Origin of the sequence: Oxynema mangrovii CENA135, assembly GCF_016632315.1 — a bacterium.
Lineage (GTDB): Bacteria > Cyanobacteriota > Cyanobacteriia > Cyanobacteriales > Laspinemataceae > Oxynema > Oxynema aestuarii.
On sequence record NZ_JAEOXH010000001.1, the window covers coordinates 1,172,462 to 1,192,958 of the forward strand.

Annotated in this window: 20 protein-coding genes and 1 pseudogene; 12 read left to right on the forward strand and 9 right to left on the reverse strand. The window is 52.0% G+C overall.

The window, feature by feature from the left end:
* Positions 1-107: 107 nt before the first annotated feature.
* Positions 108-1,727: an efflux RND transporter periplasmic adaptor subunit gene (locus JJD41_RS04530; RefSeq protein ID WP_200664904.1), complete on the reverse strand. Its 1,620-nt coding sequence runs from the start codon at positions 1,725-1,727 to the stop codon at positions 108-110.
* 318 nt (positions 1,728-2,045) lie between these two features.
* Here JJD41_RS04530 and JJD41_RS25620 point away from each other — a divergent pair.
* The 5 genes and pseudogenes from JJD41_RS25620 to JJD41_RS04545 form a co-directional block, all read left to right on the forward strand.
* Positions 2,046-2,093 (forward strand): annotated as a pseudogene (locus JJD41_RS25620) (helix-turn-helix domain-containing protein); the annotation flags it as partial.
* 90 nt (positions 2,094-2,183) lie between these two features.
* Positions 2,184-2,666: an RNA-guided endonuclease InsQ/TnpB family protein gene (locus tag JJD41_RS25625; protein WP_370583819.1), complete on the forward strand. Its 483-nt coding sequence runs from the start codon at positions 2,184-2,186 to the stop codon at positions 2,664-2,666.
* Positions 2,667-2,668: 2 nt separating this feature from the next.
* Positions 2,669-3,007: an RNA-guided endonuclease TnpB family protein gene (locus tag JJD41_RS25630; protein WP_370583724.1), complete on the forward strand. Its 339-nt coding sequence runs from the start codon at positions 2,669-2,671 to the stop codon at positions 3,005-3,007.
* A gap of 124 nt (positions 3,008-3,131) precedes the next feature.
* The gene (locus tag JJD41_RS04540; protein WP_200664905.1) at positions 3,132-3,971 is read left to right on the forward strand and encodes an Npun_R2479 family HD domain-containing metalloprotein; all 840 of its coding nucleotides are present in this window, start codon (positions 3,132-3,134) and stop codon (positions 3,969-3,971) included.
* A 228-nt stretch (positions 3,972-4,199) separates the two neighbouring features.
* Positions 4,200-5,354 carry an AI-2E family transporter gene (locus JJD41_RS04545; protein WP_200664906.1) on the forward strand — a complete coding sequence of 385 codons (1,155 nt, stop codon included), beginning with the start codon at positions 4,200-4,202 and terminating at the stop codon, positions 5,352-5,354.
* Here JJD41_RS04545 and JJD41_RS24640 read toward each other — a convergent pair.
* Positions 5,296-6,570 carry an ABC transporter permease gene (locus JJD41_RS24640; protein WP_234488510.1) on the reverse strand — a complete coding sequence of 425 codons (1,275 nt, stop codon included), beginning with the start codon at positions 6,568-6,570 and terminating at the stop codon, positions 5,296-5,298. The genes JJD41_RS04545 and JJD41_RS24640 overlap by 59 nt on opposite strands.
* Positions 6,571-6,678: 108 nt before the next feature.
* Complete coding sequence (locus JJD41_RS04560; protein ID WP_168568969.1) at positions 6,679-6,831, reverse strand: hypothetical protein; 153 nt, start codon at positions 6,829-6,831, stop codon at positions 6,679-6,681.
* A 259-nt stretch (positions 6,832-7,090) separates the two neighbouring features.
* Between JJD41_RS04560 and JJD41_RS04565 the strand changes: the two genes are divergently transcribed.
* From JJD41_RS04565 to JJD41_RS04575, 3 genes are all read left to right on the forward strand, one after another.
* Positions 7,091-7,585 carry a hypothetical protein gene (locus JJD41_RS04565; protein ID WP_234488511.1) on the forward strand — a complete coding sequence of 165 codons (495 nt, stop codon included), beginning with the start codon at positions 7,091-7,093 and terminating at the stop codon, positions 7,583-7,585.
* 110 nt (positions 7,586-7,695) lie between these two features.
* Positions 7,696-8,448: a serine O-acetyltransferase gene (gene cysE, locus JJD41_RS04570; RefSeq protein WP_200664907.1), complete on the forward strand. Its 753-nt coding sequence runs from the start codon at positions 7,696-7,698 to the stop codon at positions 8,446-8,448.
* A gap of 105 nt (positions 8,449-8,553) precedes the next feature.
* Positions 8,554-9,750, forward strand: coding sequence for an RNA-guided endonuclease InsQ/TnpB family protein (locus JJD41_RS04575; RefSeq protein ID WP_200664908.1), 1,197 nt, complete (start codon positions 8,554-8,556; stop codon positions 9,748-9,750).
* Between the two features lie 122 nt (positions 9,751-9,872).
* Here the strand turns inward: JJD41_RS04575 and JJD41_RS04580 are convergent, their stop codons facing one another.
* Together JJD41_RS04580 and JJD41_RS04585 are read right to left on the reverse strand one after the other, a co-directional pair.
* Positions 9,873-10,064, reverse strand: a complete 192-nt coding sequence (locus JJD41_RS04580) for a hypothetical protein (protein WP_200664909.1) — start codon at positions 10,062-10,064, stop codon at positions 9,873-9,875.
* A gap of 91 nt (positions 10,065-10,155) precedes the next feature.
* Entirely contained in the window at positions 10,156-10,635 is a 480-nt protein-coding gene (locus tag JJD41_RS04585) for a hypothetical protein (RefSeq protein WP_168568972.1), read from the reverse strand.
* 478 nt (positions 10,636-11,113) lie between these two features.
* Here JJD41_RS04585 and JJD41_RS04590 point away from each other — a divergent pair, with 478 nt between their 5' ends.
* From JJD41_RS04590 to JJD41_RS04605, 4 genes are all read left to right on the forward strand, one after another.
* Complete coding sequence (locus JJD41_RS04590; protein ID WP_234488512.1) at positions 11,114-12,580, forward strand: DUF1565 domain-containing protein; 1,467 nt, start codon at positions 11,114-11,116, stop codon at positions 12,578-12,580.
* A 273-nt stretch (positions 12,581-12,853) separates the two neighbouring features.
* The gene (locus JJD41_RS04595) at positions 12,854-14,026 is read left to right on the forward strand and encodes a tetratricopeptide repeat-containing S1 family peptidase (protein ID WP_200664911.1); all 1,173 of its coding nucleotides are present in this window, start codon (positions 12,854-12,856) and stop codon (positions 14,024-14,026) included.
* Positions 14,027-14,362: 336 nt separating this feature from the next.
* On the forward strand, positions 14,363-16,267 hold the full coding sequence (locus JJD41_RS04600) for an S-layer homology domain-containing protein (protein WP_200664912.1): 1,905 nt from the start codon (positions 14,363-14,365) through the stop codon (positions 16,265-16,267).
* 43 nt (positions 16,268-16,310) lie between these two features.
* Positions 16,311-17,375 carry a hypothetical protein gene (locus tag JJD41_RS04605; RefSeq protein WP_200664913.1) on the forward strand — a complete coding sequence of 355 codons (1,065 nt, stop codon included), beginning with the start codon at positions 16,311-16,313 and terminating at the stop codon, positions 17,373-17,375.
* 109 nt (positions 17,376-17,484) lie between these two features.
* Here JJD41_RS04605 and JJD41_RS04610 read toward each other — a convergent pair whose 3' ends face one another.
* The 4 genes from JJD41_RS04610 to JJD41_RS04625 all read right to left on the reverse strand — a co-directional run bounded on the left by JJD41_RS04610 (position 17,485) and on the right by JJD41_RS04625 (position 20,495).
* Entirely contained in the window at positions 17,485-18,123 is a 639-nt protein-coding gene (locus tag JJD41_RS04610; protein ID WP_200664914.1) for a HEAT repeat domain-containing protein, read from the reverse strand.
* 33 nt (positions 18,124-18,156) lie between these two features.
* The gene (locus tag JJD41_RS04615; RefSeq protein ID WP_200664915.1) at positions 18,157-18,954 is read right to left on the reverse strand and encodes a HEAT repeat domain-containing protein; all 798 of its coding nucleotides are present in this window, start codon (positions 18,952-18,954) and stop codon (positions 18,157-18,159) included.
* A 102-nt stretch (positions 18,955-19,056) separates the two neighbouring features.
* A complete protein-coding gene (locus JJD41_RS04620; RefSeq protein ID WP_200664916.1) occupies positions 19,057-19,893 on the reverse strand; it encodes a phycobilisome rod-core linker polypeptide in 837 nt (278 codons plus the stop codon).
* A gap of 113 nt (positions 19,894-20,006) precedes the next feature.
* Positions 20,007-20,495: a globin family protein gene (locus JJD41_RS04625; RefSeq protein WP_200664917.1), complete on the reverse strand. Its 489-nt coding sequence runs from the start codon at positions 20,493-20,495 to the stop codon at positions 20,007-20,009.
* Positions 20,496-20,497: the final 2 nt, after the last annotated feature.

The following is a 20,497-nucleotide window of genomic DNA, read 5'->3' on the forward strand; positions in this document are numbered from 1 at the left end:
GATTTTTTTAGCGTTTGAGATCGGGGGCGATCGTCGGTTAGGTATTAAAGGTCGGAGGTGAGAGATTCGCCCTCAGCAGCGCGCCGAGGTTCCCACGTCCCGACTCCCTATTCCCCACTCCCCACGATCCGAACGCGATCGCCGTCTTTGACGTAGGTCGCACCTTCGACCACGACGCGATCGCCGAGTCCCAAGCCCGATTTAATTTCGACTTGGGCTTCGTTGACGTTTAATTTCGACCCGGCAACCAGTTCGCCGACCTCCACGGTTTGGGCGCTGACAGTCTCGTCGGGATTGAGCAGATAGACGATCGACCGCTTGTCGCTTTGCGGTAAAACGGCTTCGGCGGGAACGCTGAGGGCTTGGATTGTCCCCGTGGCGATCGCGCCGCGCAGGAACATCCCCGGGCGCAGCAGGTCGCTGGCGGGCAAACTGACTTTGACGGTGGCTTGACGACTGTCGGCGTTGACCAGGGGCGCGATTTCGCGCACGGTTCCCCGGACTTTAATGCGCGGGTCGGCGTCGGAGGTGACGTTGACGGCGCTGCCGATTCTCACTTGGGGCAGTTGGGTTTCCGCGATCTCGAGATGCAGTTCGAGTTCGCCGCGATTGACGATCGAGAACAGTTTTTGCGACCCACTGGTGACGTCGCCGACCCGGGCGATCCGTTCGGCAATGATGCCGTCGGCGGGGGCACGCACCACGGTTTGGTCGATTTGGGTTTTGACTTGTTCGACTCGGGCGCGATCGTTGCGGACGCTGGCGGTGGCGCTGCTGGCGGTGGCGCGGGCGCTTTCGACTTGGGCGCTGGCGATGCTGACGTTGGCGTCGGCGCTTTTGAGGCGGGCGCGGGCGCTTTCGACTTGGGCGCTGGCGCTGGCGATTTTGGCGTCGGCGCTGCGAAGGTTCGCTTCGGCGACGCGGACGGCTTCGCGGGCGTTTTGAGCGGCGGTGCGTCGGACTTCGAGTTCTTGTTGGCTGACGGCGCCTTCGTCGGCGAGGGTTTGGTAGCGATCGCCTTCCCGTTCGGCTTGGGCGAGGTCGGCTTTGGCGCGGGCGAGATTGGCGATCGCCTGTTCCCGGGCGGCTTCGGCTTCGAGTTGTCCGGCGCGGGCATTTTCTTCGGCGGCGGCAGCTTCGGCGCGGGCGGCGATCGCTTGTTGGACGGCGGCTTCCGCTTGGGCGATCGCCGCCTGGCGTTCGCCGAGCATCGCTTGCTGGGCTTCGACTTGAGCTTCGGCCCGATCGATTTCCGACTGCAGCACCGCATCGTCTAAAATCGCCAAGACTTGCCCGCGTTCGACGTAATCGCCTTCATCGACTAAAACTTCTTGAATTTGCAAGCCCGTGGCTTGGGGCAGAATCGGTAACATATCGTAAGCGTTGACCGTTCCCGTCGCGTTGAAGGTCCGCGCGATCGTCGTCGCTTCCACCGTCGCCACGCTCACCGTTTGGGTCGCTTGCGCCTCAGTCTCCGTCGGGGCCATTTCTGCGGGCGCCGGAGTCTCCTGGGCCGTCGAGTTGACTTGCGAGAGGATTTGGATCCCTCCCAAGGTGGTCGCGATGCCGATGCCGATGCCGATCGCGATTCCTCGCCATTTACTCCCCCCCGATGCCGTTGGAGGTCTCGACTCGCTCCCCTCTTCGTCGGGATCCGACGCCGGATCGTCTACGGGGACGGCGATCGGTTCGAGGTCTTCCGGTTCGGAGAAAGCTGATTTGGTCACGAAAGTCTACCCCAGCTCTACAGACAATTGTTAACGTCGCGCAAAGAAACATTAAAAAATGTTTCGTTGTTTTAATTGTAATCTCCAGCGTTCTAAAGGCAAAGGGAGAAGGTAGGCTTTTTCCAGGGGGCGATCGCCGATCGAATCTCGGCAGGTCGGCGCCAAGTCAACGGTGGCGATCCGCCTTTGGCGTTGCGGAGCTAACGCGCTGTATGACAAAACGAGCCAGGATGCTTTATCAAAAATTTTGGGTTGAAAACCCCGCCCTTCAAGGGCGGCTTGACCGTAAAATGGGCACAGAGGATTAAACTGCCTTTCATGACACTTCGAGCGTTCCGATATCGCTTCTATCCCAATTACGAACAAGAGTCCCTCTTGCGGCGGACTCTAGGCTGCGTGCGACATCCCCCCTTCCCAAGGGGGGCGAAGGGGAGATGGCGAGGCGGTTCTCTGTGTTTGGCAAAAAGCCAAGAAGCCCTCAACATCCGATGGAGTCGTCAACGTCCCAAGGGTGCAGAACCCTCTACCGTCACGGTACGACTCGAACCCTCGGGATGTTGGCACATCTTCATCTTGGTAGACGACGATACCATCCAACCGCTTCCCCAGTCCGATAAAAGTGTCGGTGTCGATGTGGGAATCGCCCACCTCACCATCACTAGCGATGGTGAAAAGGTAGACAATCCTCGTCAACCCCCCTTTGAACCCCTTACCAAGGGGGGTTGGAGGGGATGCCTGAGACGCGCCCACAAATCCCTGTCTCGTAAGAGGAAGGGTTCTCGGAATCGAGAAAAAGCGCGTCGCAAAGTTGCTAAAATTCACGAACAAATCAAAGACGCTCGGAGTGACTGCCTGCACAAACTGACAACCCGCTTGGTGAGTGAAAACCAAACCATCGTCGTGGAATCCCCCCTAACCCCCCTTAATAAGGGGGGTTAGGGATGGTAAGAAATCACAAACTTGCCAAACACATTTCCGATTGTGCGTGGGGAGAGTTGGTTAACCAACTGGACTATAAATGCCAGTGGTATGGACGAACTCTCGTCAAGGTAGACAAATGGTTTCCGAGCAGTAAACTGTGTTCGAGCTGCGGACACAAAGCTGATTCGATGCCGTTGAGTGTCAGAGAGTGGACTTGTCCCAACTGTGGGACAGTTTACAATTGCGACATCAACGCCGCACAGAATCTTTTGGCGGTGGGACATCCCGTTACAGTAGGGGGGGTTCGCGAACCCCCCCTACTGCGAAAAACCCGTCAGGGACAGAAGCTCCGAATCTAAATCGCGAGGTTTAGGAATCACCGTCCTTCCTTCGGCGGTGAGGATGTTAAAGATAAAGAAGGAGCATCTGCCACTCCTGCACGTCCCCGAGATTTGCAATTGCGCACGAGCGAGCAACCAAGCTATGTTGAATGCTACTGAAATTCTGATTGACGCTTTTGTTCAACGGCTCAGAGACGGCTATCATCGAACCTATGGGGGGTATAAGCCGGATTATGAAGACATCATTGCTTGGGCCGGAAGCATGGCGCTGGAAAATATCGCCAACAGCGACGCCCTCTATCACAATGTCGAACATACCATCTTGGTCACGCTTGTCGGGCAGGAGATTTTACGAGGGAAACACATCCGCGAAGGCGGCGTTTCCTGCGAAGACTGGCTGCATTACATTATTTCTCTGGTCTGTCACGACATCGGCTATGTCAAAGGGGTTTGTCGTCAAGACCACGACGGACTCTATGCGACCGGGAAAAACGGTCAGATGATTCCCCTCCCTCCGGGTTCCTCCGATGCGGGTCTGACCCCTTACCATGTAGACCGGGCCAAACTGTTTATCGAGGAACGCTTCGGCGGTCACAAATTGATCGACGCGGAAACGATCAAACGCAATATCGAACTGACTCGTTTTCCCGTTCCCAAAGCGGAAGACCATCAAGATACCGTTCGCTATCCCGGATTGGTGCGCGCGGCAGATTTGATCGGACAATTGAGCGACCCGCGTTATCTCAAAAAAATCGGTGCTTTATTCTACGAATTTGAAGAAACAGGAACCAATAAAGCCCTGGGATATCGACATCCGGGAGATTTACGCAAAAACTATCCCAAATTTTATTGGCACGGGGTTTATCCTTACGTGAAAGATTCGCTCAGCTATTTAATGTTGACCCAACAAGGAAAACAAGTTGTCGCTAATTTATACTCCAACGTGTTTGTGGTCGAACATGAAAAACCTGTAGAAGAATAGTTGTCTTCTTAAATTCAGTCAAATCAAATTCAAAGGGTTGGGAATCGAGGGGGGACGGTATGTGTCGCCCTCATCGAGCATCCCCCGATTTACCTGTGGTTGCCGTGGGGTAGCGAATCGGACGGCAAGTTGGTACCGGAAGAAATTGAAAGTTGCTAGAGTGAGGGGCGATCGCCACCCCCTCCGTTTGCCCGATTGTTGCAGAGAAACAGCCCGCAAACTGACATCATGAATCGAGTTTTTTCGCCCCTCCAACAGTCTTTAATTACTTGGTTGTTAATCCTGCTGACGGGATGGGCAACCCTCAACGCCCTCAGTTATGTAGGCGAAGTGATCGCGATTCTCGTCACTGCCGGGTTGATCGCCTTTTTACTCAATTATGCAGTGATTAAACTGCAAAAGATCGTTCCGCGTCCCCTCGCGGCGATCGCCGTTTATTTGACGGCGGGATTGGTCGTCGTTTTTATCGCGCTGACCGTAGTTCCTCCGGTCTTCAACCAAGCCCGACAATTAGTCAATAACTTACCCTCTTTATTTCAATCGGGACAACAACAACTCGCCGAATTTCAAGCCTGGAGTGCGACGCATAATTTACCTTTCGACGTCGGTATTTTAGAACAGCAACTCGTCTCGCGCATCGAAGGGCAAGTTCAGGCGATCGCCGCGCGAGGGTTAGGCTTAGTGATGGGAACCTTCAGTTGGTTTCTCGACCTCATTTTAATCTTAGTCATTTCCTTCTACATGCTGATCGACGGCGATCGCGTTTGGGGAACCCTCACCGCCATGGTCTCCCCCAACATCCGCCAAAATCTCACCGAATCTCTCCAGCGTAACCTTCAGAAATTCGTCACCGGACAACTCCTCCTCGGCCTATTTATGGCCGTTACCCTCACCGTCGGCTTTTGGTTGTTAAAAGTCCCTTTTTTCCTCTTATTTGCCGTCTTTATCGGCTTGATGGAAGTCATTCCGTTCGTCGGCGCCACCCTCGGCATTGGCGCCGTCTGCATAGTCGTCGCCTTCCTCGATTGGTGGCTGGCCCTAGAAGTGCTAGCGGTTGCCGTCGCTTTACAACAAGTCAAAGATAACCTGATCGCCCCTCGGATTATGGGCAACTTGACCGGACTCTCCCCGGTCATTATTTTTGCCTCTCTCCTCTTGGGCGCCCGGGTCGCCGGGTTACTCGGCGTGATTTTGGCCATTCCCCTCACCGGAGTGGTGAAAAGCTTGCTCGAAATTGTCCTAGATCCGACGTTGCCGCCCCAAACGGGCAGTTTTTTCCACAATCCCGCCGTCGAAGCGACCCCGACGGAGGATTTAGTCGGATCTAGCGCTGCAAACTCCGAGGATCGAGGGCATCGCGCAGACCGTCACCGAGCAAATTAAACGCTAAAACGGTCAGAATAATTAATAAAGCTGGGGGCCACACCAACCAAGGTTGTTGCAGCAAAATCGAGGCGTTGGTGGCCAGAGAGAGCATATTTCCCCAAGAGGCATCGGGCTGTTGAATCCCCAAACCGATCAAACTGAGAACGGATTCGGCGACGATAAAGCCGGGGACGGATAAGGTGGCGGCAATGATGATGTAGGTGGCGGTTTGAGGGAGGACGTGACGGACGATGATGTAAAAGGGTTTGGCGCCCATCGCCCGTGCGGCTTGTACGAATTCCCGTTCTTTAATCGAAAGGACTTGTCCGCGAATCACCCGCGCCAGTCCGGCCCAGCGAATGAAGGAGGTAATTAAGACAATCAGTAAGAAGCGTTGGGCGCTACTCAATCCCGGGGGCAAAACCCCGGCGAGGACGACGAGGAGGTAAATCCCGGGAATGGTCATCAGCACTTCGACTAAGCGCATGAGGACGCTATCGACCAGTCCGCCGAAATAGCCGGAAATCCCGCCGACGAGCATCCCGAGGGGAAAAGAAATGGAAATGCCGACTAAGCCGATAAAGAGGCTGATGCGTCCGCCATAGACTAAACGGCTGAATTGGTCGCGGGCTTGATCGTCGGTACCGAGAAGGTTAAAGTGAGCTTCGCCGAGGCTGCCGAACAGGTGGCGATCGCCCGGAATGCCCCCAAACACTTCGACATCACCCCATTTAATCTGCGGCCAAATTGAAAATTTCTGTTGTGCTGCAGGGTCTTCGGTGGCTTCGTCCGTAGCTTCGGGGGTTGTCGGGGGACTCGGCGCGCTGGCTTCCCCGGGATTGGCGTCGGACTCTTTCTCGGCGGGGCCTGGGGAAGACCAGGAAATCTCCTCGGGCCACGGGAGACGAATTCTCAAAAAGGTGTATTCGGGTCCTTTGACGAACAGACCTAATTGAGAGGGGCGATCGAAGTCTTGAATTAATTCACGATCGCCCGTTTCTAAGTCGATTGCCCCTTGCCGAGTGGGATAAATATGCGGTCCGAGAAATGCTCCCGTCTTTTGGTCGCGCCAGTAAATTTGAGTCGGTGGCAGCAGGGATCCGTCCGGTTGCGAAACGATGGGATCGTAAGGGGCGACGAATTCGGCGGCGATCGCCGTTAAGTAGAACACTAATAATAAGATCGCTCCAAATCGAGCTAGAGAATTCTTTTTAAATCTTTGCCACCAATTCATCGAGTCCGAACCTCTTTAGATTTTAGATTTTAGATTTTAGATTGGCTGATTTCTGCTGTTTACTTTGCGCCTTTTGCTTCTCCCAACTGCCTCTTAACCTTCCCCAGCTCAATCATCCAAACACCACACTAAAAATAGCGCGATCGCCCCCCACCCTAACCATTGGGGAAGATGCAGGGCATGGAGAAAGGCGATCGGTTGGATGACTAACAGTTGAGTTAATAACCAACCGATAAACGTAAAAATGGCGCTAACAATCATGGCAAAACGTTTAATAACTCAACAATTTTGGCATGGCTCGCGCGATCGCCGGGGGACGCCGGAGACGGATCGCCTGTTTTCGGGTAAGTTTTCTCGTGACAGTTTTCAAAAGTGCCACTCTCGTTTAGTTTAGACCCTTGGTTGTCGGCCAAAATAAAAGTGGAATCAGTCCCCGCGTCAGCTTCGCGAGCGATCGGGCGGATCGCGGGACGGTTTCCAGTTTGCTCACTTCACACCCCTATTCAGGAGGTCGATCGCCATGAGGTTACATCATCGGATCGAATCCATTCACCGTACTGTTTTCATTCTCGGGACTGCGATCGTTCTGGGCAGTTTACCCGTTTTAGCCGAACAGGCCAATTTCGATCGCCTGACCTTAGCGCGAGGGTTCAGCCCCAGTTCGGCGATCGTTTCCGGACAAACCGGAGGGTCTACCTCCCTTCCCGCCGTGGTCGGCAAGCGCGATCGCCTCGGTAACCCCTGTTTGGGTTTTGGCGACCCCACACCGGATCATATTCTCGAATTGCAAGCGGATTTTCGCAATCTCACCGTCGCCGTCGATAGTGGCGGTTCGGATACGACTTTGATCGTTGAAGCCCCAGACGGATCGTTACTGTGTGGGGACGACACTGGATCGAGTCGCGATGCGAGCGTTGCAGACGGTCAGTGGCCCTCTGGCAGTTATAAAGTTTGGGTCGGTTCGATCGACTCTGGGGCGCGTCATAGCTATACCCTTTCCGTCGCGCGCAATTGAGGGCTTTGGTGACGCCCGAGGCGATCGCTTCTTCAATTTGCAGTGGTTGGCAAGGGCAACGAGAACGATAAGATAGAAATTGACTTATCTGCCGAAAGTGGTCAAAAAGCGTGCTGAGTACCCTCGTAACTGACTTCCGGATCGTTTTCGATCGCGATCCAGCCGCCCGCAACTGGTTAGAAGTTCTCTTCTGCTATCCAGGACTGCAAGCGCTGCTATTTCACCGCATCGCTCATTGGCTCCACCATCTGGGCCTTCCCTTCATTCCCCGTTTGATGTCCCATTTGAGCCGATTTATTACTGGAATTGAGATTCACCCCGGCGCCCAAATCGGTCGGGGGGTGTTTATCGATCATGGTATGGGTGTGGTGATCGGGGAAACGGCGATCGTCGGCGATTATTCCCTGATTTATCAGGGCGTTACCCTCGGTGGAACCGGGAAAGAAACGGGCAAACGTCATCCGACCCTCGGTGAATGCGTCGTGGTCGGCGCTGGGGCGAAGGTGTTAGGGAATATTCAAATTGGGAATAACGTGCGCATCGGTGCGGGATCGGTGGTGTTGCGCGATGTCCCGTCCGATTGTACGGTGGTCGGCATTCCGGGGCGCATCGTTTATCGTTCCGGGGTGCGAGTCAATCCTTTGGAACACGGACAACTTCCGGATTCGGAAGCGGTCGCCATTCGGGCGCTGCTCGATCGCATCGAAATGTTAGAACAGCAAGTCGAACAGATCCAACAGAAACCGAAAGTGCTGGTCGGCGCGATCGCCCCTCACGATGCTGCTGTCGAGTTCTCCCGCGCTCCCAATTGTCGCCTCCAAGACCGCGAAATTCAACAGTTTTTAGATGGGGCGGGTATTTAACAATGGGAGCGGGAATTCCCCGATTCTACCGAAGGTGAATCGTGGGATGAAAGCGACTCTTCGGCAAATCAGTGATAATCCGATCGTCTGGCTATATCGGCGATAATGTTCAAGGCGTACAAATACCGCATCTATCCAACCCACGAGCAACAAGCGACTTTAGCCAAGAGCTTTGGTTGCTGTCGTTGGTATTGGAACTATGCGTTAAATTTGTGCCAAGAGACTTATCGATCGACCGGAAAAGGTCGATCGAGGGGTTATCTTCAGGGATTATTACCTGCCCTCAAAAAGGAATACCCTTGGCTTAAAGAAGATGTCTATTCCCAATGCTTGCAAGTCGTGGCGTTGAACTTATCAACCGCTTATCGAAACTTCTTTGAGAACCGGGCAAAATTACCCCGATTCAAATCCAAGCAGGGAAGGCAATCTATCAGTTATCCTCAAAATGTTAAGTTTGAGGGAAATTACATCAAACTGCCTAAAGTTGGGTTAGTGCGTTGTCGTCAGCATCGAAGTTTTGAGGGAAAAATCAAAACTGTAACCCTCTCCAAAAATCCAGATGGTAAATATTATGCTTCAGTTTTGGTAGAGGGTAAAAAAGAACCTCCCCTTCTCTCAACTGAAGGAAAAGCCATTGGCATTGATTTAGGGCTGACCGATTTTGCGATTACCAGTGAGGGGTCGAAATATAATAATCCCAAGCATTTTAATAAACACGCGCGAAACCTCAAAAGAAAACAGCAAAAACACGCTCGAAAAAGGAAAGGCAGCAACAACCGCAATAAATCGCGGGTAAAAGTTGCCAAGATTCACGCCAAAATAAGTCGCTGTCGTGAAGATTTTCTCCACAAGCTATCCCGTAAGATAGTGAACGAAAACCAAGTGATTGTGGTCGAGAATCTCAATGTTAAAGGCATGGTTCGCCATCACAAACTCGCCAAAGCGATTAGTGATGTCGGTTGGGGAATGTTTTGTACGATGTTAAAGTACAAGGCTGAATCAGAAGGAAAAGTTTATCTAGAAGTCGATCGATTTTTTCCTTCTTCTAAAACCTGCCATGTATGTCTCAATCAAATCAAAAGCTTGTCTCTTGATGCGAGAAGCTGGACTTGCGAACATTGCCAAACCCATCATGACAGGGATATCAATGCCGCCATCAATCTCAAAAATGAAGGCTTACGGATATTAGAGTTAGGAACTCGCTCTACTGCCCTTGGAGGGGATGTAAGACGAGGTGGTAGAACTTCAGTTCTATCTAGCGCAGTCCCCAGTGAAGAGGGAAGCCGCTATTGTAATCTTTGATTCAATAGCGGTAGTTCACTTTTCTGGTTTTTTCGTGAATTTATTCTGAATTTGAATTGAGCGATCGCCGTCGGTTGGATTGGAGTTAGCAACCGACGGCGTTTGTTATGGTTGGGTGATTTTTATTGGGCGGTTCGCTTCGGCTTGAATAGGGCGATCGCCACGGCGAAGGTGCCGCCAATCGCGGCGAGGGGAATCCAAACGAGCAAGTCAAATCCTTTGGATTTGGCCAGGGCGATCGCCACTGCGGACATTACAAAATGACCCGTCATCAAGGGGTAGAAAAATGGATCGTTGACCAAGGTTTCGAGCATAAAATTTAACAAATTTGTGAAATACAATTCCCCCTTTTTCAGGGGGATTCGGGGGGTTTTCTTGACGAGATCGAAGTAAAAACCCGCCCGACTATTCACCAGATGAAGAGTTTAAGGCGCGATCGAGGATCTGGCGCGCCTCTTGCGCTTGTTCTCTAGCCGCTTTATAACGCTGATTCGCTTGAGCAAAGGATTTGAGAACTTTAAAACCGTCTTTGAGACTGGCAATATCTTCTTCACTTATCGGCTCGTCTTCAAAGAGTAAATCGATTTGCTGGCGGACTTTGAGCGCTTCAGTCCGCGACGAATCGAGTTTTTCTTTGAGCGTCACCAGACTACTGAGAATCTGAACCGCTTCGGTGACGGCTTCGTCAGGATCGGGTTCGATTTTGGGTTCTTTGACTTCGATAAATCGTTCGGGACTAAAGCCGTCGGCGAGTTTGGTGGGTAACTCTCCCGCGTCCATCAGTTCGACCAAGCGATCCATTGCTTTCGCGCGAGCTTTAGCGGAATCTCTTCCCGGAACGGTCAGGATGATTTCGGGAGATTCGGCGAGGGTGTATTGAACCATTGATATTCAGAGGGAATAGATATCGATTCTATTATCGGCATTTCCGGTACCCTTGGATCACGGCGATCGCGGCGCCGGGGTATTGTTCCGGTCAAAGCGATTAATTTTTGTTGATAACACTACTTTTGGCGGCGATCGATACAAGGCCGATCGAAATGGGCGATCGCTTCTGAGATCGAGATTTGCTTGCAGGATGGTTCTCGATCGGTGCCGATCTCCTTTTGAAGCTTTTAAATCTAAACTTAGATCGATTTTCCAATCTCACGGCGATCGGAAACAAGATGCCATATCGGGGAAAATACAGAGACCATAGGTTTAAGTCTAACTGATTTATAAAAATTCATATATTTTTACCGCCGAAATCAATCGGGAACGTTCTGTTTTAAAAAGAAGAATGCTATACTCCGATCGAACATTTCGACCGACTGCGTAAATCTTTATTTTTCCTGAAATCTAATAAACAATGAAGCTTCGATTCTTGCCTACTTCTTTGGTGACAGTCGTGGCGATCGCTTTTGCTGCCAATAGCATCCCGCTCACGTTGAAGTCCGTACAGGCTCAGAGTCCCTCGGGTTCTGAATCTGAGGCATTCTCTCAACAGGGGGCGCCGGGGGAACAACGAGTTCTCTATGTGAACCCCAACCCCGCTAAAGCGATCGCCAATGGGGTCAAAACCCAAGTCACACCGCTCACGACCATTACCGCAGCCCTGCAACAAGCGACCCCCGGAACGGTTATCGAACTGGCGCCTGGGCAGTATACCAACGAAAGCTTTCCGCTCACCCTCAAGCCTGGAGTGAGCCTGCGAGGGAACGAAAGCCAACAAGGACAAGGGGTTACCATTGTCGGCGGCGGTAACTACAACAGCCAAACCTTCGCCCGTCAGAACGTGACCATCGTTGCGGCAGATAACAGTGAAATTGTCGGGATTACGATTAGCAACCCGAATACACGAGGGACGGGGATTTGGGTGGAAAGTACCCAACCCGTGATTCGCAACAATACCTTTACCAATAACCACCGGGAAGGGGTTTTTGTGACCGGAACGGGCGCGCCACGCATCGAGAACAATCGCTTTATTAATAATGGCGGTAATGGCATATCCCTTGCCCGCCGAGCCACCGGACAAATTCAAGGAAATCTGTTTGAAAATACCGGATTTGGGATTGCGGTTGGTGGAAGTTCCGCTCCGGTTATTACTAACAACCAAATTCGCAGCAATCGTGCGGGAATTATTGCCACCCAAGATTCCCGTCCGAGTATCTCGGGAAATACGATCGAAAATAACCAACAATATGGTCTCATTGCGATCGCCAATGCCCAACCCAGTCTCGGTCAAAATACCATGCGCGCTAACGGCCAAGGCGATAGCATGTTGGCGAATGCTCCTCAAACCGTACAGGCTAGCAATCCAAGTAATTCACAACCGACCAATTCTAGTGCTATTTCTAGCAGCAATAACTCTAAAGCAATGTTTAGTTGCGTAGAAAGTGGTGCTGGATATGCCACGGTTGCTCAACGGGGAAATGCCACCATTCCTCAACCGATGATTACCTGGACACGCACGGATTTAGGCCCGGAATTAACTCCAGAACGGCGCTGTCAAATTGTCACCCAACGAATTAACGAAGTGGTCGATCGCAATGGCGGAACGCTCGATAATTTAGTCTTTACTGTCGGCCCCGTTCAGCGACAATTAGTTGTCTGTTTGGTTGATAGTATGTCGTCGAGTTGTAGCTCGAATAACATGCTATTTACCCTCAGTCGGGAAAATGCAAGAAATCCCGAAGAAGTCGTACGACGCTTAGTTACTTTTAGTGTAACTGGCTCAGGACGAGCAGTTGGCGAATCTTCCGGACGTCGAGTTCCACAAGTTCGCGCCCCTTTGTCCGAGTTTGCACAACGACTCCAACCCGAAGAAAGTTTGTGGTTTGTCGATAATTAAGCCATAGGGGAAAGTTAAGTTGTTTAGATCGCTAATTTAGGGATTTAATCGTGTCGTAAAACTCGCGATCGAACATGAATTAACTTAGCTTTTCCCAGTTTTTTATTCGAGACAAGCTTTATTTTTATTTCAGGGTGTTTCACCTGTTATTGTTATGTTGTTTATGTCCCTGACACCTCACCTGTAACATTAGGGCGAAGTTGAATTCAAATTGACAATTAAAATTTGAGATCGATTTCGCTCTTTTTCTTAGAAGAGAGGATATTTTTAGCCATGAAATTAGCATCGATCCTCAATGTTTTCGTGATAGGAACTCTTTTTGCGATCGCCGCCCCCAAGCCGATTGCTGCTTTAACTCCCGAAGAAGTACAGGAGATCGCCGAAGAAGTCACGGTCTTAATTCCCGCCGAATGGGTGAACTATTTGGGTGAACGAGAAAAAGCGAATGGTTCGGGATCGATTATTGCGAGAGAAGGCAATACATACACGGTTTTAACTGCCAATCACGTGGTCTGTGGCGACCAAAATCCCGTTTGTGAAAATTCTAATGACTTAAAAATTGTTACTCACGATGGGAAAAGTTATGAAGTCGATAATCGAACCATTAAAAAATTGCCAGATGTCGATTTAGCGGTACTCGAATTCACGAGTAATCGTAATTATAAGCTGGCTACATTAGGGAATTATCCATTAATCGACGAACAATATGTTTTTGCGTCCGGATGGCCCGCCCCCAACCGCTATTTCCCTAAACGAGAATACTTTTTCAGTGTGGGAAAAGTGCTTCCTAAAGATATTATGAATTTACTTAAAATTTTCCCTATCGAGTTGGGGTATGACTTGGTTTATACGAGTTTAACTTATGGGGGAGTCAGTGGCGGTCCAGTGTTTGACTCCAAGGGTCAAGTAATTGCCGTTCATGGAATGAATGAGAAGGAAGAAATTGAAGAGTACGGTGAAGAAAAAACCCTTTTCCTGCCAATTGGATTTAGTGCTTCAATTCCTATCAAAATGTTCTTCGAGTTAGCTCCTCAAGCTGGCATTGAGGTAGATTGGCAAGAAAGTACGACGCCACCAGATGTTCAAAAAGCGAATGTTGAGGTCGGTATTTCCTTTGTGCAACAGTTTGAAGAATTGACGTCTTTAGAATCTGGTAGTTCTACATCAGTTGACTGGGCAAATTATGCAAATCGTATGTGGCGTAGGGGGATGATTACTCAAGCTTTAATGGGTTACGATCGCGCCTTAGAAATGAATCCTAATTTTTATCAAGCTTGGTATGGAAAAGCGCTGACTTATACGTATTGGCGAAAATATGACGAAGCTTTGCAAGCTTACGATCGCGCCTTGGAAATGATTCCAGATGATGCAGACAATAAACAAAATATTGTTGCTTTACGTCAAAAGTTGGTAGATTTTCTAGAGAGTAGAGCTAACTCTAACTAAGCTGTTTGTTTTTGGATTTCTAAATATATCTTTGCAAAAAAGTGGGCAGTATGAAAGCACAAATTGATGATGTTTTCATTGAAGTTACGGGCTTAATTTTAACATTTAACAGCTTAAATAGAAAAGCCTTATTTTTTTTGTGAAGAAAATTAACAAAGCGGCGATCGCGACCCAAGTAAGATTTATTTTTATAAAAACATAAAAGCTGAATAGGGGGGATTGAAAGGTGGATTAATTGTTTGTTTGGGGTTCGAGATAACTAGATTTAACGGTCTTAAAATTGGGGGGTCGCACGGGCGATCGCAATCTCTTAAATTGCTTACGGTGAGGAGTGGTATGAAAATTTGGAAAAACCGCGATCGTATTGAAGGCGAACGCTTCGGTTTGTGGCGTTATCGCTATTTAATTTTAAGTGTAATTTCCCTGTTCGGTCCGCTATTGTGCGATCGCGCGATCGCCTTCGATAACCTTTCCCCGGAACAAGCCTTAGAACATTCAACTGCTCGGGAGGACGCGATCGCTTTATCGACCCAAGATCGAGGGGTTCTCGACAACTTACAAAGCGAAAGTGAGGCGGGGGAAACCACTCAATGGGATCGAATTCGCCCTCTGACAGTGGCGCCGCCTCCAGAATCCCTCACAGAAACCCCGGCGCCGGGAGAACGGGCGATCGCCTCGTCGGCTGAGCAGTTGGGAACGCCGAGTCGATCCCTAACGGCTCTCAATAATGGGGATTCGGGCGATCGCGACCGCTTTGACTTACAAGAGATCGTAGAAACAGGCGATCGGGTGAACCCCATCAGTCCTACCGCCGACGGCTCAATTCTCGCCCAGCGCGTCACCTTCCCCGACATTCAAAACCACTGGGCCCAGACGTTTATCGAAGCTCTCGCGGCGAGAGAAATCGTCGTCGGCTTTCCAGACGGTACCTTCCGCCCCGATCTTCCAATTATCCGTGCCGAATATGCGGCGACTCTGCGCAAAGCCTTCCCCGTCGCCAAAGTCCGCGATGCGATCGCCTTCAACGACGTTCCCACGGACTATTGGGGGTATAACGCGGTACGGGATGCTTATGAAATCGGGTTCATGGAAGGCTATCCCAATCAACTTTTCAGACCCAATCAAAATATCCCGCGCGTCGAGGCATTAGTATCCCTAGCGACCGGGTTAGATCTCGATCCAGAAGATCCGATCGAAACTATTTTGAGCAATACCTTTGACGATGCTGCAGAAATTCCTAATTTTGCGCGGAGTCAAATTGCCGCCGCGACGGAAACGGGTTTAGTCGTCAACTATCCCGACAGCAACACGCTCAATCCTAACGAAGCAGCGACCCGGGCTGAGGTGGCGGCTTTTCTCTATCAAGCTTTAGTTCAAACCGGGTTGATGCCTCCCCTGAGTGAAGCGGAAACCGCCTCGCGCTATGTGGTTCGCTATGAAGGGGCGATCGCCGATACGGATCCCTCTCCAGAACGACCCACACAAACGCAAGATCTCGCCGCCTTACGGCAAAGGTTTTTAATCGACCCCGAACCCCAAGTGCAACTGATTCCCACCGGAATTGGCGGCGCCGCACCGGGATCGAGCTCTGGCAGTCCCACAGCCTTCGGCACGAATTTCGGTCGCGCGTTTGTCGCTACAGGTTTTCAAGGCCGAACTCGCTACACCGACGAAGTGGACGGAACCGTTTCTGCCGGGTTTGGCTTGGGTAACTCCCGCGAAAACATCGGCGTCGAAGTCACTGTTTCCGTTCTCAGTTTGCTCGGCGACGATGCGGGGGAACGCGGCAGTGTCAGTTTCAAAGTTCACCGCCTGTTACCTAATGGTTTTGCGATCGCAGGTGGCGTCGAAAATGCGATCGTCTGGGGATCCACCGATGCGGGAACCAGTGGCTACGGCGTCGTCAGCAAACTGTTTCGCCTCAAAGAAAGTCCCGCCGAACCCTTCAGTTCGATCACCATGTCCGTCGGTGTCGGCGGCGGTCGCTTCCGTTCCGAAGACGACTTTCGCAACGACGAAGGATCGGTCAATGTCTTCGGTAGTGTCGGCGTTCGCGTCCTGCGACCGATGTCTCTGATTGCCGACTGGACCGGACAAGACCTCACATTAGGCGCGTCTTTCGTTCCCTTCCGCAGCATTCCTTTAGTCATTACCCCCGCCGTGACCGATATTACAGGCAATGCTGGAGATGGCGCCCGCTTTATTCTCGGTGTCGGCTACGGATATCAACTGCCGTTTTAACACAAAGCAGAACAAGAGACCCTGACAGTACGAGAGAATCACGATGAAATCTATCCAAGACCTGCTCTTAATTTCGACCTTGGGAGGCAGTTTGAGCGCTGTCGCCCTCTTGTTGTCCCCATCTGGGGCGATCGCCCAAACCAATGGTTCGGACATTCCCACGGTTCAACCCCCAACCATCGAAGCTCCTCCAGAGATCCAACCTCTGGAAGCGGAAACTCCGGTCGTCGAACCGGAAATTACCCCCACGACAGAAACGACCCCACAGGTCAGTGCACCTGTCGAACCAACGGTTACAGAGCCCACCACAACGGATCCAACCGTAACGACTGGCGATCCAGTCGTTACCGATACCACGGTAGATCCGGGAACGGATACGGCCCCTATCGATACCGGGACTGACACGACTCCCGTCGATACCACGGTAGATCCGGGAACGGATACGACCCCCATCGATACGGGAACTGACACGACTCCCGTCGATACTGGAACCGAAGCGACTCAGACCACAACGGGCGCCGAAACCTCCGGCGTTGAATCGTCCTCTTCGTCTTCCTCCTCTTCTTCTTCCGATGGTGGCGATGATGTGTCTGGCGGTCCGATTCCTTCCACGGGAGATAGCGTAGGAACCCAAGCTGTCACGGGTGGCGGCGGCGTCGAAACGGTCTTTCAAGGCGGTTCGACTTCACAAACGGCAGTGGATAGTGCTGGGGTGAGTGTCAGTTCTGAATTGAGTTCGGGGAGTTTTTCCGGTTCCGGGGGTGAAAGTATCCCCGCCAGCACCCAACAGACGATTCAAACATTACTGTCTTCTACCAATAGCGCCCAAGTTGAGGCCAGCATCCAAGCGATTACGGAAGCGTTAACCGGAACTGCAGGCGGTCCCCCGAGTGGTGTAGCGCGGGATTTAGCCAGGAAGTTGCGCGGTTTGTTGGCTCAAAAGAATATTAGCCCGACTCAATTGGTTGCGGCGGTGGAAGCGTTTAACTCGATGGTCAATCAAAGTAACGTGGAGTTTCTCAACGATCCGCCTGCGGAGTTTTTGGCGATTCATGCTGCTTTAATAGAGTTATCTACGGCAGTCAATGCGACGGCATCCAATCGCTAAAGCTGTTTCAAGGTTGTACAAAAATGATACAAGAGGTAGGGGCGCTGGCCAGCGCCCCTACCAAATCTAAGGATCGTGCGGCTATTTTGGCCGCGCTTTCATGTGGGACTTATCCCGCAGGGGCGATCGCCTCGCGAAGGCGCGCCACCACCACCGGATCTCGTTCCCGCGCGATCGCCTCGTGCAATGCCCCAGCCGCTTTATCGGTGCCAATTTCACTGAGAGACACGCAAGCGGCGTAACGCAAGGCCCAATCTTCCGTATACATTAACGCCCAGGTTAATTTATCGATCGCCGCTCCCACGATCGCCGGATCGTCGCTGTTACATCCAACTTGTCCGAGACCTCTCGCCGCCACCCGGCGGACGTTTCCCTGGCAGTGGTTGGCCATTTCGACGCCGACGACTTCGACGAGCAGATCGATCGCCCTCGGATCGCCAATCCGGGCTAACCCTTGAATCAGATAGGCTTGCACCATTTGATCGATGCAACGGTGATAGGCGGCGATCGCCCCTTCCACACTCTCGGCGCCGACCTCGACTAACCCATCGACGGCAGCTTTAGCGACCCCCGGATGATGTTGTTCCAATTGTGCGATTAACGCCGCGATCGCCTCGTCCACTGCCGTTCCGGGGTCGTTCTTCACCCCCTCGACCAACTCCGCGATCGCCGCTATCCGTTCTGGCGGGGTGATGGCGCGATCGAGTCGCGTCAACCGATCTTTCAAGCTCGAATCCGCTACAGTCATTTTTATACTTATATCTGCTGGAGGTTTTAGGTTTTATACTTGAATCAATAAATTATCGATCGCCTTCATCAACACCCGGCATTTTTGCCGATGGCTGGCCATGGCTTCGGGATCTTCCGGCGAATGTTTGAGCGCCGCTTCGAGAATCCGCTTCAAATTCAATAACTTCAAACTATTCGCGACCTTCGCCTCGACGATCGCCTGCGCCGCTTCCACGTGGGCGATCGCCCCGAGATCGAACGCTGCCGCCCAGCGCAAGTATGGATTTTCGTGGTCGAGATTGGCAATAATACGTTGTAAATAGTGAGAATCTTTCGTTTTTAAAAATAAATAGCGGGCTGCCGCACATTGAACCCGTTCCGATGGATGGCTCAAAAAAGTTTCAATTCTCTCACTCACAGACCACACTTGCAGGCTCGCCAAGGCTTCGATCAGCGCTTCGTAAGGTTGCTCCCCGCCGCGATCGAGCAGCGCCACCAACGGCGTCACCGCGCGCGGGTCGGCGATCGCCCCCAACGCTTGAATCGCCGCTTCTTTCAGTTGCGGGTCGCCCTCGCACGCCAACGCCTCGACCAGGGCTTCCACCGCTTCCGAGGCTTTCAACTGTCCCAAGGCCCGCGCGGCTTGTCTTCGCAAGGGATAGCCCCCTTGAGCCGTGCGATAGTCCTCATCTTCGAGCGCCTCACATAAAGCCGGATAGGCGGATTTTACTTGATGTTTGCCCAACCACCAAGCGGCATAGTAGCGAATTTGATTGTCATCGCACTTTAAGGCGGCGATCGCCGCTTCAGGAGAGGCGATCGGTTGGGGAGGAGAAGACGTAGCACTCATCAGTTCAATTCAAAATAAGTTCTTAAAACTAGCTCGAAAAGGTTGCCAGTTGTTGGCCGACAACTGGCAACCCGCTCGCCGATCTCGGGGCGTTACCCCACCTTATACAGGTTCGATATTGATGATTTTGCCACCGCGACGGTGGATCTCTTGGTAGGTAGTGGAGAAGCGATCGTAAGGTACGGTATACGTCCGCTTGCTGCGGCGCACGCGCGGCCCGGTGCCAGCGCCAACCAGTACCTCAATCCGGTAAACTCCACCTTCTTGCAGCACGGTTCCCCGGAACGTCCGACTCGGCGCGTAATCCACCCGATCGCTTTGGGCCGAAGACGGCATACGAATCGAATTGCTCAAGTTGAGCGCCACTTTCTTCTGTACCCGCGAATTTTTGCCGCCGACTTGGGCGTTATCGCTGTTCCCCGCACCGCGATACAGCTCGAACAAGCGCGGATAACCCACCATTCTCATCCCCGGATGGGACTGAATGTCGCGATAGTAAGGAACCACGTTATCGCCGAAGGCTTGGTCGTACTCCGGCGAATCGATATAAGCATCGATATCGGCGTCGTAGCCTTTGGCGTTGTAGAGATCGAGGTGATGTTGGATCTCGGACTGATCGTAAGGAGAACGTCCCAGTAAATGTTTGTAGTTCAGCTCGATGAAGCGAACGTGATAGTTACTGTGGAAAAAGTACTCTTTATAAAAGTCCGATTTGGCCAACGCCCGGATGAATTGACGGACATTAATTTTACCGTTACGCAGCAGGGATTCGAGGCTGGTAAATTCCGAGGAAGCATAAACTCCCTGGCGCCCGAATACTTGCTGGTAAGCGGTCCGAAAGACCAATTGCAACTCGTCTTCCGTGTAGTTGGGTCGCAGTTCGACCCGGCTATCCACGATCGAATCGAGTCCGAGCCGGGATTCAACTAACGTACTCATTGATGCGAAAGCTCCTTTGAACGATGGCGGTCTGAACGAATGCGGTCGGCGCTCAACCGTTCGGGGGGATGACCCGGCAACGATCGACCGCCAACCCGAATCGGTATGCCGATTTAGCTCAGAGCGTTAATCGCGTAGTTGAGGTAGATGTTGACTTCCCCGGCGACGTCACCACTGAGACCGTGGTTGTCGCGGACGAATTCGAGAGCGGCGACGTACCAGCTCGGAGACAAGCCGAGAGCGGCGTTGAATTCTTTGACGCCAGCCAGGACGTATTCATCTAACGGTCCGGTTCCGCCGACGACGCAGCAGTAGCTGACGACGCGCAAGTAGTTGTTGATGTCGCGCACGCACTTGGATTTCCCTTCGGGGGTGGAGGCGTATTGAGAGCCTTCCATTTGGGTGGTGTAAGGGAATTTTTTGTACACGTGCTCGGCGGCAGCTTCCGACCAGCTTTGTCCGTTTTTGGCAAAGGCGCGAGCAGCTTCGAGTCCGGCTTTGGCGCGATCGAAACGGCCAAAGATCCCTTGCATTTCGGTGTTGCTCAGGTAGGAACCGCGCAAGTCGGCAGCAGAGATGGCTTCAGTCAAAGGGGTTTTCATAG

Excerpts from the sequence above, each read along its gene's own strand:
- JJD41_RS04540 (WP_200664905.1), top strand. The coding sequence starts at position 3,132 with ATGTTGAATGCTACTGAAATTCTGATTGACGCTTTTGTTCAACGGCTC.
- JJD41_RS04600 (WP_200664912.1), top strand. The coding sequence starts at position 14,363 with ATGAAAATTTGGAAAAACCGCGATCGTATTGAAGGCGAACGCTTCGGT.
- JJD41_RS04575 (WP_200664908.1), top strand. The coding sequence starts at position 8,554 with ATGTTCAAGGCGTACAAATACCGCATCTATCCAACCCACGAGCAACAA.
- JJD41_RS04545 (WP_200664906.1), top strand. The coding sequence starts at position 4,200 with ATGAATCGAGTTTTTTCGCCCCTCCAACAGTCTTTAATTACTTGGTTG.
- JJD41_RS04625 (WP_200664917.1), bottom strand. The coding sequence starts at position 20,495 with ATGAAAACCCCTTTGACTGAAGCCATCTCTGCTGCCGACTTGCGCGGT.
- JJD41_RS04580 (WP_200664909.1), bottom strand. The coding sequence starts at position 10,064 with ATGCTCGAAACCTTGGTCAACGATCCATTTTTCTACCCCTTGATGACG.
- JJD41_RS04595 (WP_200664911.1), top strand. The coding sequence starts at position 12,854 with ATGAAATTAGCATCGATCCTCAATGTTTTCGTGATAGGAACTCTTTTT.
- JJD41_RS04610 (WP_200664914.1), bottom strand. The coding sequence starts at position 18,123 with ATGACTGTAGCGGATTCGAGCTTGAAAGATCGGTTGACGCGACTCGAT.
- JJD41_RS04585 (WP_168568972.1), bottom strand. The coding sequence starts at position 10,635 with ATGGTTCAATACACCCTCGCCGAATCTCCCGAAATCATCCTGACCGTT.
- JJD41_RS25630 (WP_370583724.1), top strand. The coding sequence starts at position 2,669 with ATGGTAAGAAATCACAAACTTGCCAAACACATTTCCGATTGTGCGTGG.
- JJD41_RS04605 (WP_200664913.1), top strand. The coding sequence starts at position 16,311 with ATGAAATCTATCCAAGACCTGCTCTTAATTTCGACCTTGGGAGGCAGT.
- JJD41_RS04615 (WP_200664915.1), bottom strand. The coding sequence starts at position 18,954 with ATGAGTGCTACGTCTTCTCCTCCCCAACCGATCGCCTCTCCTGAAGCG.
- JJD41_RS24640 (WP_234488510.1), bottom strand. The coding sequence starts at position 6,570 with ATGAATTGGTGGCAAAGATTTAAAAAGAATTCTCTAGCTCGATTTGGA.
- JJD41_RS04560 (WP_168568969.1), bottom strand. The coding sequence starts at position 6,831 with ATGATTGTTAGCGCCATTTTTACGTTTATCGGTTGGTTATTAACTCAA.
- JJD41_RS04620 (WP_200664916.1), bottom strand. The coding sequence starts at position 19,893 with ATGAGTACGTTAGTTGAATCCCGGCTCGGACTCGATTCGATCGTGGAT.
- JJD41_RS04565 (WP_234488511.1), top strand. The coding sequence starts at position 7,091 with ATGAGGTTACATCATCGGATCGAATCCATTCACCGTACTGTTTTCATT.